The sequence below is a fragment of the Arachnia propionica genome (assembly GCF_900637725.1).
Classification (GTDB): domain Bacteria; phylum Actinomycetota; class Actinomycetes; order Propionibacteriales; family Propionibacteriaceae; genus Arachnia; species Arachnia propionica.
The window spans coordinates 954,785-972,242 of the sequence record NZ_LR134406.1; the positions used below are offsets into that span (position 1 = coordinate 954,785).

At 66.6% G+C, this 17,458-nt stretch carries 7 protein-coding genes; 4 read left to right on the forward strand and 3 right to left on the reverse strand.

The features are described 5' to 3' along the window. The first annotated feature begins 30 nt into the window (after positions 1–30). Entirely contained in the window at positions 31–1,470 is a 1,440-nt protein-coding gene (locus tag EL272_RS04185) for an amino acid permease (RefSeq protein WP_014845976.1), read from the forward strand. A gap of 63 nt (positions 1,471–1,533) precedes the next feature. On the opposite strand, the gene EL272_RS04190 is transcribed toward EL272_RS04185, so the two are convergent. Both EL272_RS04190 and EL272_RS04195 read right to left on the reverse strand, forming a co-directional pair. Continuing rightward, complete coding sequence (locus tag EL272_RS04190; protein WP_174525744.1) at positions 1,534–2,913, reverse strand: FAD-dependent oxidoreductase; 1,380 nt, start codon at positions 2,911–2,913, stop codon at positions 1,534–1,536. Between the two features lie 29 nt (positions 2,914–2,942). Then, positions 2,943–4,256, reverse strand: a complete 1,314-nt coding sequence (locus EL272_RS04195) for an MATE family efflux transporter (protein WP_061787792.1) — start codon at positions 4,254–4,256, stop codon at positions 2,943–2,945. A 220-nt stretch (positions 4,257–4,476) separates the two neighbouring features. Between EL272_RS04195 and EL272_RS04200 the strand changes: the two genes are divergently transcribed. Next, on the forward strand, positions 4,477–5,253 hold the full coding sequence (locus EL272_RS04200; protein ID WP_061787791.1) for a hypothetical protein: 777 nt from the start codon (positions 4,477–4,479) through the stop codon (positions 5,251–5,253). A 90-nt stretch (positions 5,254–5,343) separates the two neighbouring features. Next, positions 5,344–7,401 carry a hypothetical protein gene (locus tag EL272_RS04205; RefSeq protein WP_061787790.1) on the forward strand — a complete coding sequence of 686 codons (2,058 nt, stop codon included), beginning with the start codon at positions 5,344–5,346 and terminating at the stop codon, positions 7,399–7,401. A 60-nt stretch (positions 7,402–7,461) separates the two neighbouring features. Here the strand turns inward: EL272_RS04205 and EL272_RS04210 are convergent, their stop codons facing one another. Next, complete coding sequence (locus EL272_RS04210) at positions 7,462–11,058, reverse strand: nSTAND1 domain-containing NTPase (RefSeq protein ID WP_061787789.1); 3,597 nt, start codon at positions 11,056–11,058, stop codon at positions 7,462–7,464. A 282-nt stretch (positions 11,059–11,340) separates the two neighbouring features. On the opposite strand from EL272_RS04210, the gene EL272_RS04215 reads away from it, so the two are divergent. Next, a complete protein-coding gene (locus EL272_RS04215) occupies positions 11,341–17,433 on the forward strand; it encodes an Ig-like domain-containing protein (protein WP_061787788.1) in 6,093 nt (2,030 codons plus the stop codon). The last annotated feature ends 25 nt before the right edge of the window (positions 17,434–17,458 follow it).

A 17,458-nucleotide genomic window follows, 5' to 3' on the forward strand; every position in this document is an offset into this window, starting at 1 on the left:
GACCTCAACACAGAACGAAGGAGTTCCCAGATGAGTAACCCCCCGAATGATGCGCCCAACGACGTGGTGGTCGAGGGCGATGTCAACGAGGACGGGCAGGGGCTGCAGCGCGGCCTGAGCAACCGTCACCTGCAGCTGATGGCCCTGGGCGGCGCCATCGGCACCGGCATGTTCATGGGGTCCAGCAACACCATCAACCAGGCGGGCCCCTCCAGCATGCTGGTCTACGCCGTGGTCGGTTTCTTCCTGTACTTCATGATGCGGGCCATGGGTGAGATGCTCCTGGCGAACCTGAAGTACAAGTCCTTCCGCGACATAGCCGAGGACGTTCTCGGGCCGGCGGGCGGGTTCATCGCCGGATGGACCTACTGGTTCGCCTGGATCGTGGCGGCCATGGGTGACCTGGCCGCCATCACCGGATACGCCCAGTTCTGGTGGCCGGAGGTGCCGAAGTGGCTGCCCGCCGCGGTGCTGGCGCTGCTGCTGTTCGTCCTGAACGTGGTGGCGGTCAAGTACTTCGGCGAAGCGGAGTTCTGGTTCGCCCTGATCAAACTGGTCGCGGTCGGGGCGCTCCTCATCGTCGCCGCCAGCCTGCTCTTCTCCGGCTTCGTCTCGGAGGCGGGACATCACGCAACCGTCGAGAACCTGTGGAACGACGGCGGATTCTTCCCGAACGGTTTCCCCGGGTTCCTGGCCGGTTTCCAGATCGCCTTCTTCGCCTTCGTCGGCCTCGAGGTGGTTGGCACCGCTGCTGCCGAGACCCACAACCCCGAGCGCAACCTGCCCAAGGCCATCAACGCCATCCCCGTGCGGCTCGCCTTGTTCTACGTTCTGGCCTTGGCCGCCATCTGCGTGGTCATCCCGTGGCGCGCGGTCGTCCCGGGTGAGAGTCCCTTCACGGCCATGTTCCAGTTGAGTGGTTTCGGGGCGGCGGCCTCGGTGATGAACTTCGTGCTGTTGACCGCTGCGGCCTCCTCCGACAACTCGGGGCTCTACTCCACCTCCCGCATGATGTACGGACTGGCCGAGGACAGGCAGGCCCCACGGATCTTCGGAAAACTGTCACGTCGCAACGTTCCCCAGAACGCCCTCATCTGCTCCTGCCTGCTGCTGCTGTGCGGCATCGGGTTCCTCTACGCGTCCGAGACCATCAATCAGGCGTTCGTCCTGGTCACCTCGATCACTTCAGTGCTGTTCCTGTTCATCTGGGCACTGATCGTCGTGTGCTACATCGTCTACCGGAAGAAGCACCCCGAGCTGCACGCCAAGTCCACCTACAAGATGCCAGGCGGTGTCGGCACCGCCTGGATGGTGCTTGTCTTCTTCGCGGTCAGCCTGGTCATCCTGTGCCTGGAGGAGGAGACCCTGCGGGCGGTCCTCGTGACCCCGATCTGGTTCGTCATCATCATCCCCTGCTACTTCATCAACAAGGCCCGTAACCAGAGGACGGCGCCGGTGGAAAGGCAGTGATTCCCTGAAGCACGCGTGAGGGGCGGGTCCCGACCGGGATCCGCCCCCTTCTTTGCGTTCCGGTCAGGGTGTGTGCAACTCGCCCAGGACTTCGTTGAGGGCCTCCGTGGTGGAGGGGTGGGTCCAGATGCCGTCGCGCAGCGCGGTCGCGGTGGTTTTGTTGCGCATGGCCAGGGCGACCAGGTTGATCACCTCCTGCGCGTCGACGCTGAAGATCGTGGCCCCGAGCACCTCGTCGGTTGCCGGGTCGACCAGCACCTTGATCAGACCGTGGGTCTCTCCCAGGGTCTTCGGACGAGGCATCGCCGCGATGTTCGCGACCGGTTTGGAGGCCACCAGGTAGGACACCCCCTGTTCGGTGGCCTCGCGTTCGCTGAGCCCGACCTGCGCCAGCGGGGGAGTGATGAAGGTGGTCGTCGGGATCGCTTTCCTGTCCGCCCGGGAACGCTTCGAGTCCCCGACGAGCTGATCCTTGACGATCCGGTAATCGTCGAGGGAGACGTAGGTGAACTGCGGACCCCCGTTGACGTCACCCACCGCCCACACGCCCTCGGCGCTGGTGCGCAGGTGATCGTCGACGACGATGAAACCGCGTTCGTCGGTGGCGATTCCGGCGGCGGGCAGGTCCAGGGCCGCGGTCTCGGGTTTGCGTCCGACCGCAACCAGCACCGCATCCGTGTCGAAGGAACCGGCCCCGGAGACCACCCGCCTGCCGTCGTTCTCGATCGCCGAGACGGGGGCGTTCGTGACGATCTCTACGCCGCGGTCGGTGAGGGTGGCCACCACCGCCTCGCGCACGTCGTCGTCGAGACGGGGCAGGAAAACGGGGCCGCGTTCTAGGATCCGCACCGCCGAACCGAAGGCGGCGAACATGCTGGCGAACTCCAGGCCGATGAACCCGCCCCCGACGATCGTCAGGGTCTGCGGAACCCTGCCGTCGGCGATGTGCTGGATGGTGGTGGAGTCGTAAACGAACCTCCCTAGGATGCCCGGGACGTCCGGCATCAGCGGGGAGGTTCCGGTGTTGACGACCACGGCCCCGGCGGTGATGTCGAGGGTTTCCTCCCCGGCCCGGACCCGGATCCTGCGGTGGCCGGTGAACCGGGCCTCACCGTGCACGAGTGTGACGGTCTCCTGGCCGGAGAGCATCGCCTTGTTGGCGGCCCGGAGCCTGTCGATCAGGGAATCCCGGGAAGCGATGGCCTGTTTCAGATACTCGTCCGGGTTCCGGTCGCCGCGTCGCTCCGCGAGATTGACCAAGGTCTTGGTCGGGACACAGGCCACGTTGATGCAGGTGCCGCCGATCATGGCGTCGTCGCGTTCCACCAGCACCACGTGCCTGCCGTGGGACGCGAGATCCCGGGCCAGGGTTTTGCCGGCCTTGCCCCAACCGATCACCAGGAGGTCGGCCTCCAGATTCAGGGGTCTGGTTGAATCTTCCATGGGACCACTGTATGAGGTTCTCCCGAATCTCAGCCGGTGACGAGCCAGGCATCCGAGCGTTCCCGCCACCACAGGGTCGCGGCCCGGGCCCCCATGAAGCCAATGGTGAACGCCAGCCACAACCAGACCAGGCCCGGCACACCCCCGGGGGCGAACCGGGCCACGGCCAGCGCCAGCGGCGCGTACACGGCCAGTGTGATCAGGCTGGCGCGGGCCAGGTAGGGGCCGTCCCCGGCGCCGATCAGGACCCCGTCGAACAGGGTCACCCAGGACGCGATCACCAGCGTGCAACCGATCACCACCAGCACCGCCGCCACCGCGTCACGCACCCCCGGGTCCGGGGTGAACAGCGCGGCCAGGAGGTTCCTGATGAACAAGGTCACGCCCCCGAGCAGAAGGCCGGCGCAGAGCGACCACCCGGTCATGCGGCGTGACAGCGCCCGGGCCTCACCGGGCCTGGAAGCCCCGAGGGCCTGCCCTATGAGGGTCTGCCCGGCGATCGCCAGGGCATCCAGCACGTACTGCAGGAAACTCCAGATCGTGAACCCGACCTGGTGCGCCGCCAGGGCCACGGCACCCGAACGGGCCGCCGTCCAGGTGGTCAGCAGCAGGGCGGCGCGCAGCGCCAGGGTGCGGATCAGCAACGGAACACCGACCAACAGGCTGGTCCGCATCCCCGCCAGCCGGGGACGCCACCCCGCCCCCACCCCGGCCGCTCCGCGGGCCACGATCCCGGCGGCAGTCAACCCCATGAGCGTTTCGGCGAATGCGGTGGCGGCCCCCGAACCCGCGATCCCCATGCCGAGACCGAAGACCAGGACGACGTCCCCGACCAGGTTCAGGACCGCGGCGCCGATCGCCAGGACCATGGGGGTGCGGCCGTCCGCCATTCCGCGTAGCGTCCCCGTCGCCGCCAGCACCAGGAACATTCCCGGCAGGCCCGGAAGCGACCAGTGAAGGTAGGCCACGGCCTGTTCGTGGACCGTTCCGCCGGCGCCGAGCCAAGCGGCCAGCTGCGGCGCGAATCCCCAGGAAACCAAACCGGTCACCGCACCGAGGACCAGGGCCAGCCACATGGCCTGAGCCCCGGATTCCGCTGCGTCCTTTTCCCGGTTCGCCCCCACCAGGCGCGCCACGGTGGCGGTGGAACCGTAGGCGAGGAACACGAACACCCCGACCAGCGCCAGGGTCAGCGTGGAACCCACCCCCAACCCGGCCAGGGGATCCGTGCCCAGCTGTCCGACGATCGCGGTGTCGGCCATGACGAACAGGGGCTGGGCGACCAGCGCCGCGAAGGCGGGCAGGGCCAGCTCCAGGATCCGGCGATTCAGGGAATGCGACACCCAGCGAGCTTAAGCCCTGTTGCGAAAGCCATGCCCGGTGCTTCCTCGCTCGGACAGCACTTTTCGCAACAAGGCCCCAGATCCTGTTGTGCCACCCGGCCGTCAGTCATCATGGTGCCCCTCGCAACGCCGTTCCTCGCCGTTGAGCGGCTCACCGATAGGCTGAAAGCGGCGCGGGCCGTTGGTGCGAAACAGGACACGATCATTCAAGGGAGCGGCGATGAAGTTCTTTTCCCGGTTCAGCCGCAGGAATCTTCCCGACAGGTCGGAGTTCCTCTCGGGATACTGCACCGCACCCACGAAAAGACGCGACCTCGTACGTCTCGTCGAGGATCCGGTTCCCGCCGAGGCGCCCATTCCCGGCGCCTGGAGGCGGCTGCCAGAACTGCCCCGAGCCGAGCGTGTCCACCTGATGGTCTCCCTCATGCGCGGCTGCATCGGCGATGTGCTGCCAGATTCCCTAGGGATCTTGGAGGCGTGCTGCGCCGATGCGCAGCTGGCGCTGTGGGGCGGGCGTTACCTCGTCGTCTACACCCTCGTGAATCGCCGCGGAGAAGTTGAGCACTTCTACGGCGGGAATCCCTGCCAGCCAACGTGGCCCGCCCAGGACGACGAGCAACACCACTCGGAGAGCATCCGCCCTGTCTGGAGTTTGGTCCCGGAGCCACTCAAATCCTTCTACGAACAAATCCACGACGGTTTGTATTCCGTCTCTTTCGGAGACGGCATCAAGGAGCTGAAGGACGTTGAACGATTCAATGACAGCGACTACATGGATGGCATTGAAAGCGGGATGCCCCTGTATGAACGTTTCCGAGGCCATTACATTTTCCACGAGGACCCGAGCTACGGTGTGCTCCTGCTCGACGTCAATGGCAGGGAACCGGGAAGGGCGGTCAAGTGCTACACGGTATCGGAGGCGGCATCCGTTCCGGATTTCTGGAACGCGCTCGACAAGGACTTGGTCTGGTCCTTCATGCCGGACCGTGAGTGGTGACCCCGACAGGGTCCCTGCGCTCATGGCCGTGAAACAACCAATTTCGGGCAGAACTGTTGCGATCCCCGGGATGGCGGGGGCGGGCACGTCATGAGCAAACCGCGCCGCCCGGAAGATGGCGAAGACGTTCGCAGGAGGCTGCTCCTGTTTCTGGCCGCAACCGACGGATTGTCGCCCAGGGAAATCGCCGACGCACTTGAGAGAACCGCCGCAGGTGAGTACGGAACCGCGGTGGAGGCGATCTGTTCTGGGCTCCACGAGAACAACTCCAGGATCTCCGGTGGTGAATCGGAAAACCTCACGAACCTCGTGCTGACCCTGGGACTGCCCGAGGCGTGCTCGAACCGGGTGATCGAGCAAACGGATGCGAAACTTCCACCACCTCCTCGCGCCGGTTTCAACGAGCCCGGGAGCGCCAGCGAAAACGTCGAGGACGTGGATTCCCTGGCGGCGAGCGTCCTCGAATCATCCGGACGGTCCCGTCGAAGACTCACGGGCTCTCGCCGGAGCGAGAAATCGCGAAACGGCCGCCCTGCGATATACGTGGTTGAGGCGCGGGTGGGCGGCATCGACGCACAGGCCTTCGTCGACGAGCACGACAGCGTGGTGGTGAGTGCGAACCACAGCGCCGGACGCGACAACTTCGAGGACAGGATCCTTCGCAGGCTTCTCATCAATGCCGCCCAGGTCCCGCAACTACCTCAATCCGACTTCGTAAATGTCATTCAGCTGGTGGGGAGAAGGCAGTGGGCAGCTGCTCTCACCGTTTTGTGCACCCAGGTCCACGAACGAAGGCTTCCATTTGACTGGCGGAGGACCAAGGCGGTCATCGAGGCGGGTGAGATTCTCGGCATCGATGTCCGGGGACTGCTCGCACCCGGGAAACGAGGAGGCCCCGGAGGACCAAGGCGTTCCGCGGCAGCGCCGGATCCCCCGCCCCCGGGACCACAATCCCATCAGCCATCGGGGCGCGGCGATGGCGAGAGTCCCGCGGATTCTCCCCCGATGCCCTTCCGGGACGTGGGAGAACCACGGTTGGAGCCCCCGAACCGGATCGCGGTTGTGTGCGTGGAGCTCCTCCTGCTCGAAAGCGAACGCATTGAGCGCCCGGACCTGCAACCCGTCCTAACGGAAGCCCGGACGATGCTCACCGAGGACCGCTGGGACGTCGCATCGGAGTGTGTCAAGGAGGTGGCGCGGCAATCCGCGGTGCCCTCTTCGCGGAACGGCGGATTCACGCAGGCCTGCGAGTCATTGGCGGACGCCCTCCACCCGGGGAATCAGAAAGAGCGCGAGCAGCGCCTGCGTGGGCTGTGGTTCAAACTCACGCATTCGTGGCGCCGGGAGAACGACTTCCTGCCGAGGGGCAAGGAGGACCGGGGGAAGGTCACGTGGATCAACAAGTTCGCTGCATCCGCCTGCCTCTTCGGGGCCCTGCTGGTGTCCCTCATCGTTCCTGCGAGCCACTGCTGGATCCCCCTGCCGTTCTTCCTGATCGGCTGTGGATTCTCGTTGCTCCTCAGGAAACTCCGCGTCCATGTCCTCGTCATCCTGGGGGTCGTTTTTCTCCTCGCCATCCTGGCTTTCAAGGTGACCGAACCAATGCCTCGCATCGTGCAGAGCACAGGCGTTTTCCCCTGGCTTCTGGGGGCGCTCGCGGCAACGGCCATGTCTCAGCGGGAGGGTGGCGTGAGCGATTGGAAACGACCTCATGGCAGCGAGGCCTTCACCTGCCTGTGGGCAAGGCACCGTGGCGACGACGTTTTCGAGTTTTTCGTGGTCAACGGTAAGCAGAACCACTACAACCACCGGATCATCATGAACTGGAAGAAGGCGACGGAATCCTTCCTGTCGTCGGGTCTCAGCTCGTCACTGCGCCGGGAAACCCGGGCGCGTTCGATGAGGAGCAGCGACCCGGCGCATCACTGGGTGCAGTGCTATGCCCGGCTCGTCAACCCGCGGCGCATCGGGCAGGAAATCGTCACTCCCCGGAGCTGGGCCGAAGTGGTCGCCACCACTTTCGGCATGAGAAGGGAAGTTGTCGACGAGTTCTTCGAGTGGGTGCCATCGCCGACGTCGCCTCCCGGTCATGACGGCTCGGACGGGGCTTCGCTTTCCATTGACGACGTGCCGTTCTACGGATCGTGACCCGGCATTTCCTGCAAGCATTCGTGGACGATGAAGTTTTGTACAAGGTGATCCTCTGGTTCAGGAACAGCCGTTCATGAAGGGAACACCGGGCGCCAGCTGGGCCCATTCCTGGCTGGTCAGGGGATCCCCCAGGCGGGAGCACAGGTCGGCGGCCGCAGCCGCGGCATTGCCCGGCCAGGCCACGGCCGTGTTGTCGGAGAGGGCCAGCAGCAGTTGGCCGTCGACCAGGTCTGCTCCCGCGATTGAAGCCGAGGGATGTTCGATGTGCAGGCTCAGGGCAGGGGTTTCTCCCGTCCTTTCCCAGACCCACAGGTCCCCCTCGACGCTGGTGGCCAGCAGGTGGTTCCCGTCCGGGCTGAATCTCAACCGCTCCAGGGATGCGTGGGCGTCGAAGACCTGGGCCGTGGCATGCGGTTTGGTGGGGTCGCTCAGATCGATGATCGACACCCCGCCGTTCAAAGCGCCCACGGCCAGAAGACCCGAGGGGGAGAACTCGAAGGCGCTGGGAACCACCCGGTCGGGCAGCCCCGCCTCCGCCAGGATTTCCGGGCTGGAATCGGTGACGGCAGCCACGACGTAGCCTGTGCCGTCGGCGCTCATCGCGGCCACGAGCGTGCCATCGGAATTGAAGGCCAGCCCGCCCGGCCAGGCGTGGAGCGTTCCGGTGGGTTCCCAACCCGTGCTCCCGCGCTGATAGATGTCGTAGCCGACCTGGCTCCTGTGTCCGATGGCCAGTCGCCTGCCGTCGGGGGAGAGCACCAGGTCCACCACCGTGGTGGTTTCGTCGATGACCTGTTCCGTCTCGTATCCGCTGCCGGCCAACCGGAGCAGCACCACCTTGCCGTCGCGCGACTGCGTCGCCAAGGTGCTGCCGGTGACATCGGATGCCACGTGGGGCAGGTATCCACCCCCGCCGGGGCTGGTGGGTACCGTCAGTTCCGGGGAACCAGGGGCGGTGGAATCCAGGACACGCGGTCCGTCCGCGGTCGTGATGATGGTTTTCCCGCCCATCCGCCTGATGTCGTGGATCTTGACGCCGTTCGTGCGCAGCAGGGTGGGTAGCGCTGGCCACAGGGAGAGGGTCCCCTCCGCGGTTCCGGTCAGGAGCCCGGCGGAACCCCGGGAGATGCTCGTCACGACGCTGCGGAGGGGACGTCGTTCGGTGATCTCGCCCGTTCTGTTGGCGATCACGACCTCACCTTGGGAACCGCCCAGTGCCACTTGGTCACCCAGATGCCTGACCGCGTGCACTCCCGATTTCATGAGGAACTCGTGGTTGGTGCGCAGCGCGGTGCCGGAGACCTCGAGCAGCAGGGCCTTCGAGGCGCTGCTGCCCGCCAGGATCTCCTTGCCGTCCTCCGAGACGTCCAGGGACATCACCTGACCGGGCACCTGGAAATCCGGTAGGGCGGTTCCCGCCGAGTCGAACAGGGCGAGCCGGTTGCGGGAGGCGCTCGCCACGATGAGATCGGGTGTCGCGGTGAGCGCCGTCACCGCGACATCCTCGCCGGTCAGCAGCGGGGTGCGCACCTCGGGGCGTTCCGGGTTCGTGAGGTCGATGCGCTGCACCTCACCGTGAAGATTCCCGATCAAAGCCACCGTTCCCTGCCAGGCGGCGCTGTAGGAGGTGACTCCCGCTACCGCCCACTCACCCAGTTTGCGGGCGGAGGTCGTCAGGTCCCAGACCGAGGCAGTCCGCTGCCCCGCGACGATCACGAGGTACCGCCCGTCGCGCAGGACCGGTTGCACCGCGAACAACTGCCCGCCGTCGGTCTCGACGAGCTCGGGTTCCGATTTCAGGTTCCCGTCGCGCCAGACGGCAAGGTTGCCCTGGCTGTCGCCCCGCAGAACGATGTCGCTTCCCGGCGCGACGGCCACCATGGTGTTTCCCGCGGCGCCGTTGATCCGCAGCGGTGCCGTTCCCCCGGCGGATTCGATGACGGTGGAACGGGTGCGGGGGTTCTCCTCCAACCGGTGGGCGGCGACGGCGAGTTGCGCGGCCTCGTTCGGGTCGGTGTTGCGGATCTGGTCCGAGACTAGGGCCAGCTGCTGGGCCCGGGCGGCGCGGGCCGCGGTGTTGGCCTGCTGGGTCAGGGCCGCGGAATGGATGCCCAGGAAGGCGGCCACGACCGCCAGGACGACGGCGACCGTCGCGATCCCCAAAGCCGTTCGCCGCTGTCTGCGGGTGTGTTTAAGGCGGTTCTCCTGTTCCTCCTCGTGGGCGCGTCCGAGCGCCAGCGAGGCATCGATGAACTCGTGTTCGTTCTTCGAGATCACCGGGGCGTCCTCGGCCCTCGCCCAGGACTGCCACATCTCCGCCTCCACGGGCATCAGCCCCTCCGGTGCCCGGCCGCCCTCGTCCCAGAGTTTCGTCGCCATGTGGATGCGCCGCCCCACCAGCAGCGTCGCCTCCTCCTGCTCCACCCAGCCGCGCAACCGGTGCCAGCGGGTCAGGAGGGCCTCGTGGGTGATGGTCAGATGGTCTTCGCTGTGGGTCAGGAGACGGGACGCGATGAAGGCCTCCGCCACCGGAACCATCTGCGACGACAACGAACCGAAGGGGATCGAGCGCCGGAGCAGCCGGTTCGCGTCCACGACCACCAGCGACAACATCAGGCGCCTGACCAAGGGACGGTCCTGCGCAGACAGATCCTGCCAGACGGCCTCGGCTTCGTCGTTCAGTGAGGTCCACAGGCCACCCGAGGCCAGGTAGTCGGAGGTGGTGAGGGTCTCTCCCGATGCGGCGTTCCAACAGCGTTTCAAGGTGTTCGACAGCAGCGGCAGTACGATCCCCGGGTCGGGATAGCCGTACTGGTGCAGGTCGCGGATCAACACGTGGGTCAGCTCTGTGGAGACCGCACGGCCGTGGTGACGGGCCGGGACTTCGATGATCTGCCGGTATTCGGCGGTGGTGAGGGGCCCAACCAGGACGGGGGAGGCCAGGAACGGGGCGAGGCGTTCCTGACGGAGCACGGTCCCGACCGCGTTCGCGTTCAGGCCGATCACGCAGGTCACGTGATCGGGCAGCCGGCACAGGGTGTCCACGAGCTCCCCGGCCTCGGTGGCCTCGAGCTGCTGGAGTTCCTCGAACTGGTCGACGACCAGCAGGGTCGCCTCCGTGGGTGTTTTCCAGCCCAGCAGGTCGCGTACCGTCGACTGGACGGGGTTCAGGTGGGACAACGGGCCGTCGGGCGCGGTGCCGCGGCCGATCAGCCCGGCGGCCAGCAGGGAGGACTTGCCCGCCCCGGACGCCCCGACGACCATCACGATCCGGGGAGGCCGGGTCCGGGAACATGCGTCCAGGAGTTCCTCCAGGGAGCGCTCCCGTCCGACGAAAAGACTGGACTCCGTGGTCGCGTAGGGACGCAGGCCGACATAGGGGGACTCCGCGACGATGCTGGAGCGGCGCATCCGGTCCAACGCCTCCGCCCAGGCCGTTTCGTTCTGTACGGTGACGAGCTGCAGCGCGCGCAGCAGGGTCATGAACTGCGGCATCAGCGAAGGGGTTGGCAGGTGCCTGCCCTCGAGCCATCCCTGAGCGGTCGAGGCGGGCACCTCGGCTATCGCAGCGGCACGCCTGATGGACAGCCCGATCCTGCTTCGAGCGGCCGCCATCTGCTGGGCCAGGGCACCGCGGCTGAGAGGAGGGAGCATGTGGACTACCCTAAAGGGTGTCATCTAAAAGGAGGACCGTGTGCACGGATCACCCTCTCCGGGTGAGCAGATGTAGACGTGAGACAGAAAGAACAAACGGGCCTGACTACGGGTTATGTTTGTATGAGCTACTCTCGTACAGGTCCGTACACCACCTGGCTTGGAGACAGGCCCGGGTGACCCCTTAGTGTTCCAGTCAGTCCGGGCACGTACCGGAAGGTTAATTGGGCGGGGGGTGCCTGGACTGAAGACTTGGCGGGGAGAACGTAGGAAGAAGGACGCATGGCCCTGGTCACGCGCAAACGTGTCGAGACCGTACTGGTCGGTCTCGTCGCGCTCTCCCTCGGTATCCTCGCGCTGATTCACCGGGGGGTTCCGGCCGCCGACGTCGACCTGAACGACGGTGGCGTCTGGGTGACCAACCAGACCAAGCGGCTGGTGGGGCACCTCAACCACGAATCCCAGACCATAGACGGCGCGCTCCGCCCTCCCAGCAGTTCCTTCGGGGTGACCCAGTCCGCGGGCAACGTTCTGGTGCGCAGTTCGGACACCGTGCATCCCGTGGACGTGGCCTCCCTCACCTTTCTGGGTGAGGCCGGGGTGGCCGGTGTGCTGACGGCACACGGCGGCAACGAGGTGCTCTTCGCGGACCAGAGCGAGGGACGGGTGTGGGCCACCGACACCCGGGGGGCCGCGAGCTTCAGCCTCACCGCGGACCCGCTCCTGAAGGGCCTGGACACGCCAAGGATCGCTGTCGGCGTCGAAGGCACCGGGTACGTGCTGACCGCGGACGGGCAGCTGTACACCGTCACGGGTTCGGGGGACCAGGCGGTGACCAGGGCACAGGGACGGAAACTGGAGGGAAGGCTCTCGGACTCCGCCCAGCTGACGGTGGTGGGGGACAAGATCGTGGTGCTGGACGGCACCACCTTGACCATCGACGGGCACCCCGTGACGAATGACGGCTTTGCGGGCGGGGTCCTCCAACAACCGTCGGGACCCTCCGGGACGGTGGTCGTGGCCACGCCCTCAGAGCTGCTCAAGGTGGACATCTCCTCGGGGCAGGTGACCCGGGAGAGCATCCCGAACGGCAAACCCGCCGCGCCCGTGCAGCTCGAGGGATGCACCTATGCGCTGTGGGCGGAATCGGGCTACTACGTCCGCGACTGCGGGGGAGACGACTACGAACGGGCCCAGCATCCCGAGCTTGCCGCTGCCAAGCAGCCGGTCTTCCGCGCCAACCGGAAGGTGATTGTCATAAACGACGAGGTCACCGGTGACGTCTTCCTGCCCCTGAAGCAGATGGTCAAGGTGAACAACTGGGAGCAGGTCGAGTCCCAGCTGGTGGACGAAAAACAGGACAAGGAATCAGAAGAGACGGACAAGTCCCAGACCCGGGAGTTCTCGGAGGAGCAGCACCCACCGCAGGCCGTCGACGACGAGCTGGGGGCGCGACCGGGAACCGCCACCGTGCTTCCCGTCCTGAGCAACGACATCGACCTCGACGGCGACGTGCTGACAGCGATAATCCGGGACGTCCCCTCAGGTGTGAAGATCTCCCAGGCCAAGGAAGGCCGTGCGCTCCGCATCGAGGTGCCCGCGGACGCGAAGGACACGATCACCTTCACCTATCAGGCCTTCGACGGGGTGGACGTGTCGAACGTCGCCACCGTGAAGGTCAACATCCGCGCCGAGAACGAGAATTCCGCCCCCCACAAGATCCGCGACAGCCAGGTCAACCTCAGCGAACGGGCCTCCGCGGGATACTCGGTGCTCGCGGACTGGGTGGACCCGGACGGAGACCCCATCTACCTCCAACAGGCCACCGTCGAGGACGACAGCCTGGAGATGACGTGGCGTCCCGACGGGTACGTCTCCGTGAAGGACCTCGGCAAGGGAGGTCCGGGCCGGCGTTCGGTGAACCTGACGGTCTCCGACGGCAGGGACGCGGCCTCAGGGGAGCTGGCGGCACAGATATCACCGGGCTCCACGAACTCTCCGCCCGTGGCCAACAACGACCACTACGTAGCCACCGTCGGGCATGCCATCACCCTCGACCCGCGCAGCAATGACACGGATTCCGACTCCGATTCCCTGAAGCTCGTGGAGGTCTCCGCCGCCCCCGACGGGGTGGAACTCAAACCCGACTACCAAGCGGGGACGATCCGTTTCACGGCCTCGAAGGCAGGGAACTACACGCTGGTCTACGGGATCACGGACGGCCCCAACAACGCGAAGGGCCGCATCCGTGTCGATGTGATCGACCCGAACTCGTCGGGACTCCAACCGGTGCCCGAGAATGATCTGGGATTGCTGCCCGCGAACGGTTCCCTGACGATCAACGCGCTCGACAACGACTTCGACCCCGCGGGTGGGGTGCTGGCCATTCAAGGGGTGTCCCAGGCCGGGGCTCCCGGACTGAACATCGAGGTGATCAAGCACTCGCTGCTCCGGGTCACCGCCCCGGCGGGCATCGATTCACCGCAGAGCTTCACCTACACCGTCAGCAACGGGCACGCATCGGCGACGGCGAAGGTGTTGGTGATCCCGAAGGAACCCCCCTCCACGGTGCAGTCCCCCGTCGCCGCCCCCGACAGCTCGGTGGTGCGGGTTGGGGACCTGGTCACCGTTCCGGTGCTGAGCAACGACTACTCCCCGGCGGATCTGGACATCTCGCTGTCGTCGGACCTCGATGTGCGTTCCGACCCGTCGCTGGGTGAGTTCTTCGTCTCCAACGGCGCGATCCGGTTCCGGGCAGGCAGCGAGGCTGGCACCGCGGAGGCCATATACACGGTCCGGGATTCGCAGGGCAACCCGGCCTCGACGACGGTGACCGTGAACATCCGCGCCAAGGACGAGCACAACGAACAACCGACCCCGAAACAGATCGACTCCAGGACCTTCGCCGGCTCCTCCGTGCGGATACCGGTGCCGCTGGACGGCATAGACCCCGACGGCGACTCGGTCACCCTGGGTGGGCTCGGGAGCCAGGTGCCGAAACTCGGGGCGGTGAAGGTCGAGGGAAACTACCTCGTCTACGACGCGTCGAAGGGGGCGTCCGGCACCGACACCTTCACCTACCGGGTGCTCGACCGTTTCGGGGCCGAGGGGGAGGGCCTGATCCGCGTCGGCGTAGTGCCGCCCCCGGCGGCCAATCAGGCCCCCGTGGCGGTGGCCGACGAGGTTGCGGCCAGGCCGTCCACCAGGCTGGAGATCCCAGCCCTGGCCAACGACATCGACCCAGACGGGGACCAGCTGCAGCTGGTGAAGGGATCCGCGGCCGCCACTGACGACAGCTGGGATCCGAAGGCGCAGACCAGGGGGCAGCGGATTGTCGTGGTCACCCCCGCCCAGGAGGGCATCTACCACCTGTACTACACGATCACGGATGGTGGCGGGGTCTCGGACCGGGGGGTCGTCACCGTCCGGGTCGCCTCGGACGTGCCACCGAAGGCGCCCGTCGCCAACGACGACGTGGTTCCCACTTCCGCGATCGCGGGGGTGGACCAGGTCGAGGTGCCCGTGCTGGAGAACGACTCCGATCCGGACGGGGTGGTCTCCGACCTGAAGGTCACCGCCGAGTCCCCGGCAACCGTCAAGGGCGGGACGGTCACGGTGCCCCTCGCCGATGACCGGCAGATCGTGCTCTACACCGTCACCGACTCCGACGGGCTTTCCTCGCGTGCCGCCATCGTGGTGCCCGGTCGTGAGGCCATTCCACCCGCGATCAACACGGGCAGGGGACAGGCGCGCGTCAAGGCGGGGGAGCCGTTGACGATCCGGTTCACGGACTGGGTGGTCACTAGGCCCGGACGCACGGCGCGCCTGACCAGTGTCGACTCGGTGGTCGCCGGGCCGGGGGGCAGCCCCGAGGTGGGCAACAACGGCGTCCGGGTGATTGACGATCAGACCATCGAGTTCACCCCAGCCAAGAACTTCTCGGGACAGACCACGGTCTCCTTCGAGGTCACCGACGGCGGATCCATGGACGACTCGACCGCGCTCAAGAGCAAACTCAGCCTCAGCGTCATCGTCGAGGGCGACGGGCAGCAACCCCCGCAGCTGAGACCCACCCAGCTCAGAGTGGCCCCCGACGAGGCACCCCAGAAGATCTCGCTGAGCAACATGGTCTCGGACCCGAACCCGGGTGACAACGACACCATGTCCTACTCTTTGGTGAGCACCGACGGACCGGTGCAGGCCAGCGTCTCCGGGCAGGAACTCAGCGTTTCCGTGCCCAAGGGCACCCCGGTGGGTTCCACCGGTTCGATTGTCGTCCAGGTCCACGACGGCTCCACCGATCCGGTCAACATGACCATCCCGGTCACCGTGATAGCCTCCACCCGGCCTCCCATGACGATCTCGGAGATCGTCGAACGCGACGGGCGGGTCGGCAACACGGCCTCCTTCGACCTGACCCGGTGGGTCACCAACCCGTTCGCGGACACGGGAGGGGAGATCACCCTGGTCGGCAGCCCGCAGGTCCGTGGATCGGCCACGGTCACCAGCGAGGGCAACGTCATAAATGTCACCCCCACGGATTCCGGGACCGGAGCCGACACCGTCGATGACGTCCTGGTCACCTTCCGGGTCGCCGACGCCACGAAAGATCCCTCCAGGGAACGCACGGGAGTGATCCGCGTCGTCGTGAAGGACGTTCCCAGAGCACCCACGGCGGTGACGGCCCAGTACGCGGGCTCCCAGACCGCCCGCGTCTCCTGGACCCACAGCGGATGGCGCGGCGCCACCCCGAAGGGGTTCACCGTCTTCTGGCAGGGAGGCAGCAAGAACTGCGGCCTCCAGACCACCTGCGACATCCCGGGGCTGGCGAACAGTGGCCGCTACACCTTCACCGTCAAGGCGGAGGTGGCCGAGGGCGACCTCAACTCCCGCAGCCCGCGCTCCGAGCCGAGCAACGAGATCCTGGTGGACGCGCTGCCATCGAAACCCTCCGCCCCCACCGCGGCCTTCGGGGACCAGCAGATCGCCCTGACATGGGAGGCCGCCACCGTCCCGGGCGGCGGATCCCCCGTCACGCGCTACACCGTCACGATGTACCCGGGGGGCCAGAAACAGGAGACCACCGCAACCAGCCTCACGTGGACGGGCCTGACGAACGGGCAGGCCTACACCTTCACGGTCACGGCCCACAACCGGCTGACCGACGAGAACAGTCAGCTCACCCCGCCGACCAGTGACGAGTCGCGGCCCGAGACCCCGGCCGGTGCGCCGTCGAACCAGGGGGCTCCCACCGTGAGCATGGACAGCAGTTCGAGTTCGGTGAAGCCCAGGGCGAACATCAAATGGTCCCCGCCCGGAAATCCGAACGGGGACTCGAACTTCCGTTACGTGGTGACCGACGCGAACGGGAAAGAGGTGTGCCCGGAGCAGCAGGACACCAGCTGCACCACCCCGATGGATCCCTCCACCGAGACCGTCACCTTCTCGGTGCGCTCCACCAACAAGTCCGGCAAGTGGTCCGCGGCCTCGCCTGCCTCGAACGCCGTGCGCGCCTTCCAGCCGCCGGGTGCGCCAAGTGGGTTCTCCCTGAGACCGACCGGCAAGGGATCGGAGGTGGAGTTCAGCTTCGGCGCGGCCTCCGGGAACGGGGTCAGGGCGGACGAGATCACCTACCGGTGGAGCGCAGGCAGCCAGTCCGGCACGGTGAAACCCGGCAGAACGGTGGTCAGCAGCCCCGCCTTCCAGCTGGGACAGGCGGTGACCGTGCGGTTGGTGGCCGTGGCGAACGTGCTGGGACAGACCTCCGAGGGGGAGGCGGCGACCGCCACCGTGACGGCCTACGGGCCGCCCCAGGCGCCCGTGGTGAACAGCGAGCCCGGGGTGGATCACGTGACCCTGCGCTGGCAGGTGCCCGGCTCCAGCAACGGCGCCCGGGTCAAGCAGGTCGAGATCACCAGCACGGTGAAGGCCGAAGGCAGGAACCCCAGCGTCGAGACGTGGACGACCACCGATCTCTCCGGCTCCGTGGACAAGGGGAACGACCGCAAGCAGAATGTCTGCGTGAAGGCGAGAACACAGAACGAACACGGCGACTGGAGCGACTACTCCGCCGAGTCCTGCGCCTCGACCTGGGGGGACACCAAGGCGACCCTGTCCAAGGGCGATTCGGTCGAGTGCCCGGACGGAGGGGGACGGGGATGCAACGCCTTCAAGGTGACGTTGCAGAACTGGCAACCCGGGGGACGTGTCAAGTGTGAGGTGCCCAACCCCGCCGATCAGGAAGACGTGGCCAAGGTTAAGGTGGGGCCGGTTGACGCCAGTGGAAACGCGAGCAGGCAGTTCTCGGACTGGGTGTTCCCGGAGAACTACAACGTCCCCTCAGAGGGATTCGACATCACTGCCCGGTGCAGGTGAATGTCCCGACCGAAAACAAAGGTGA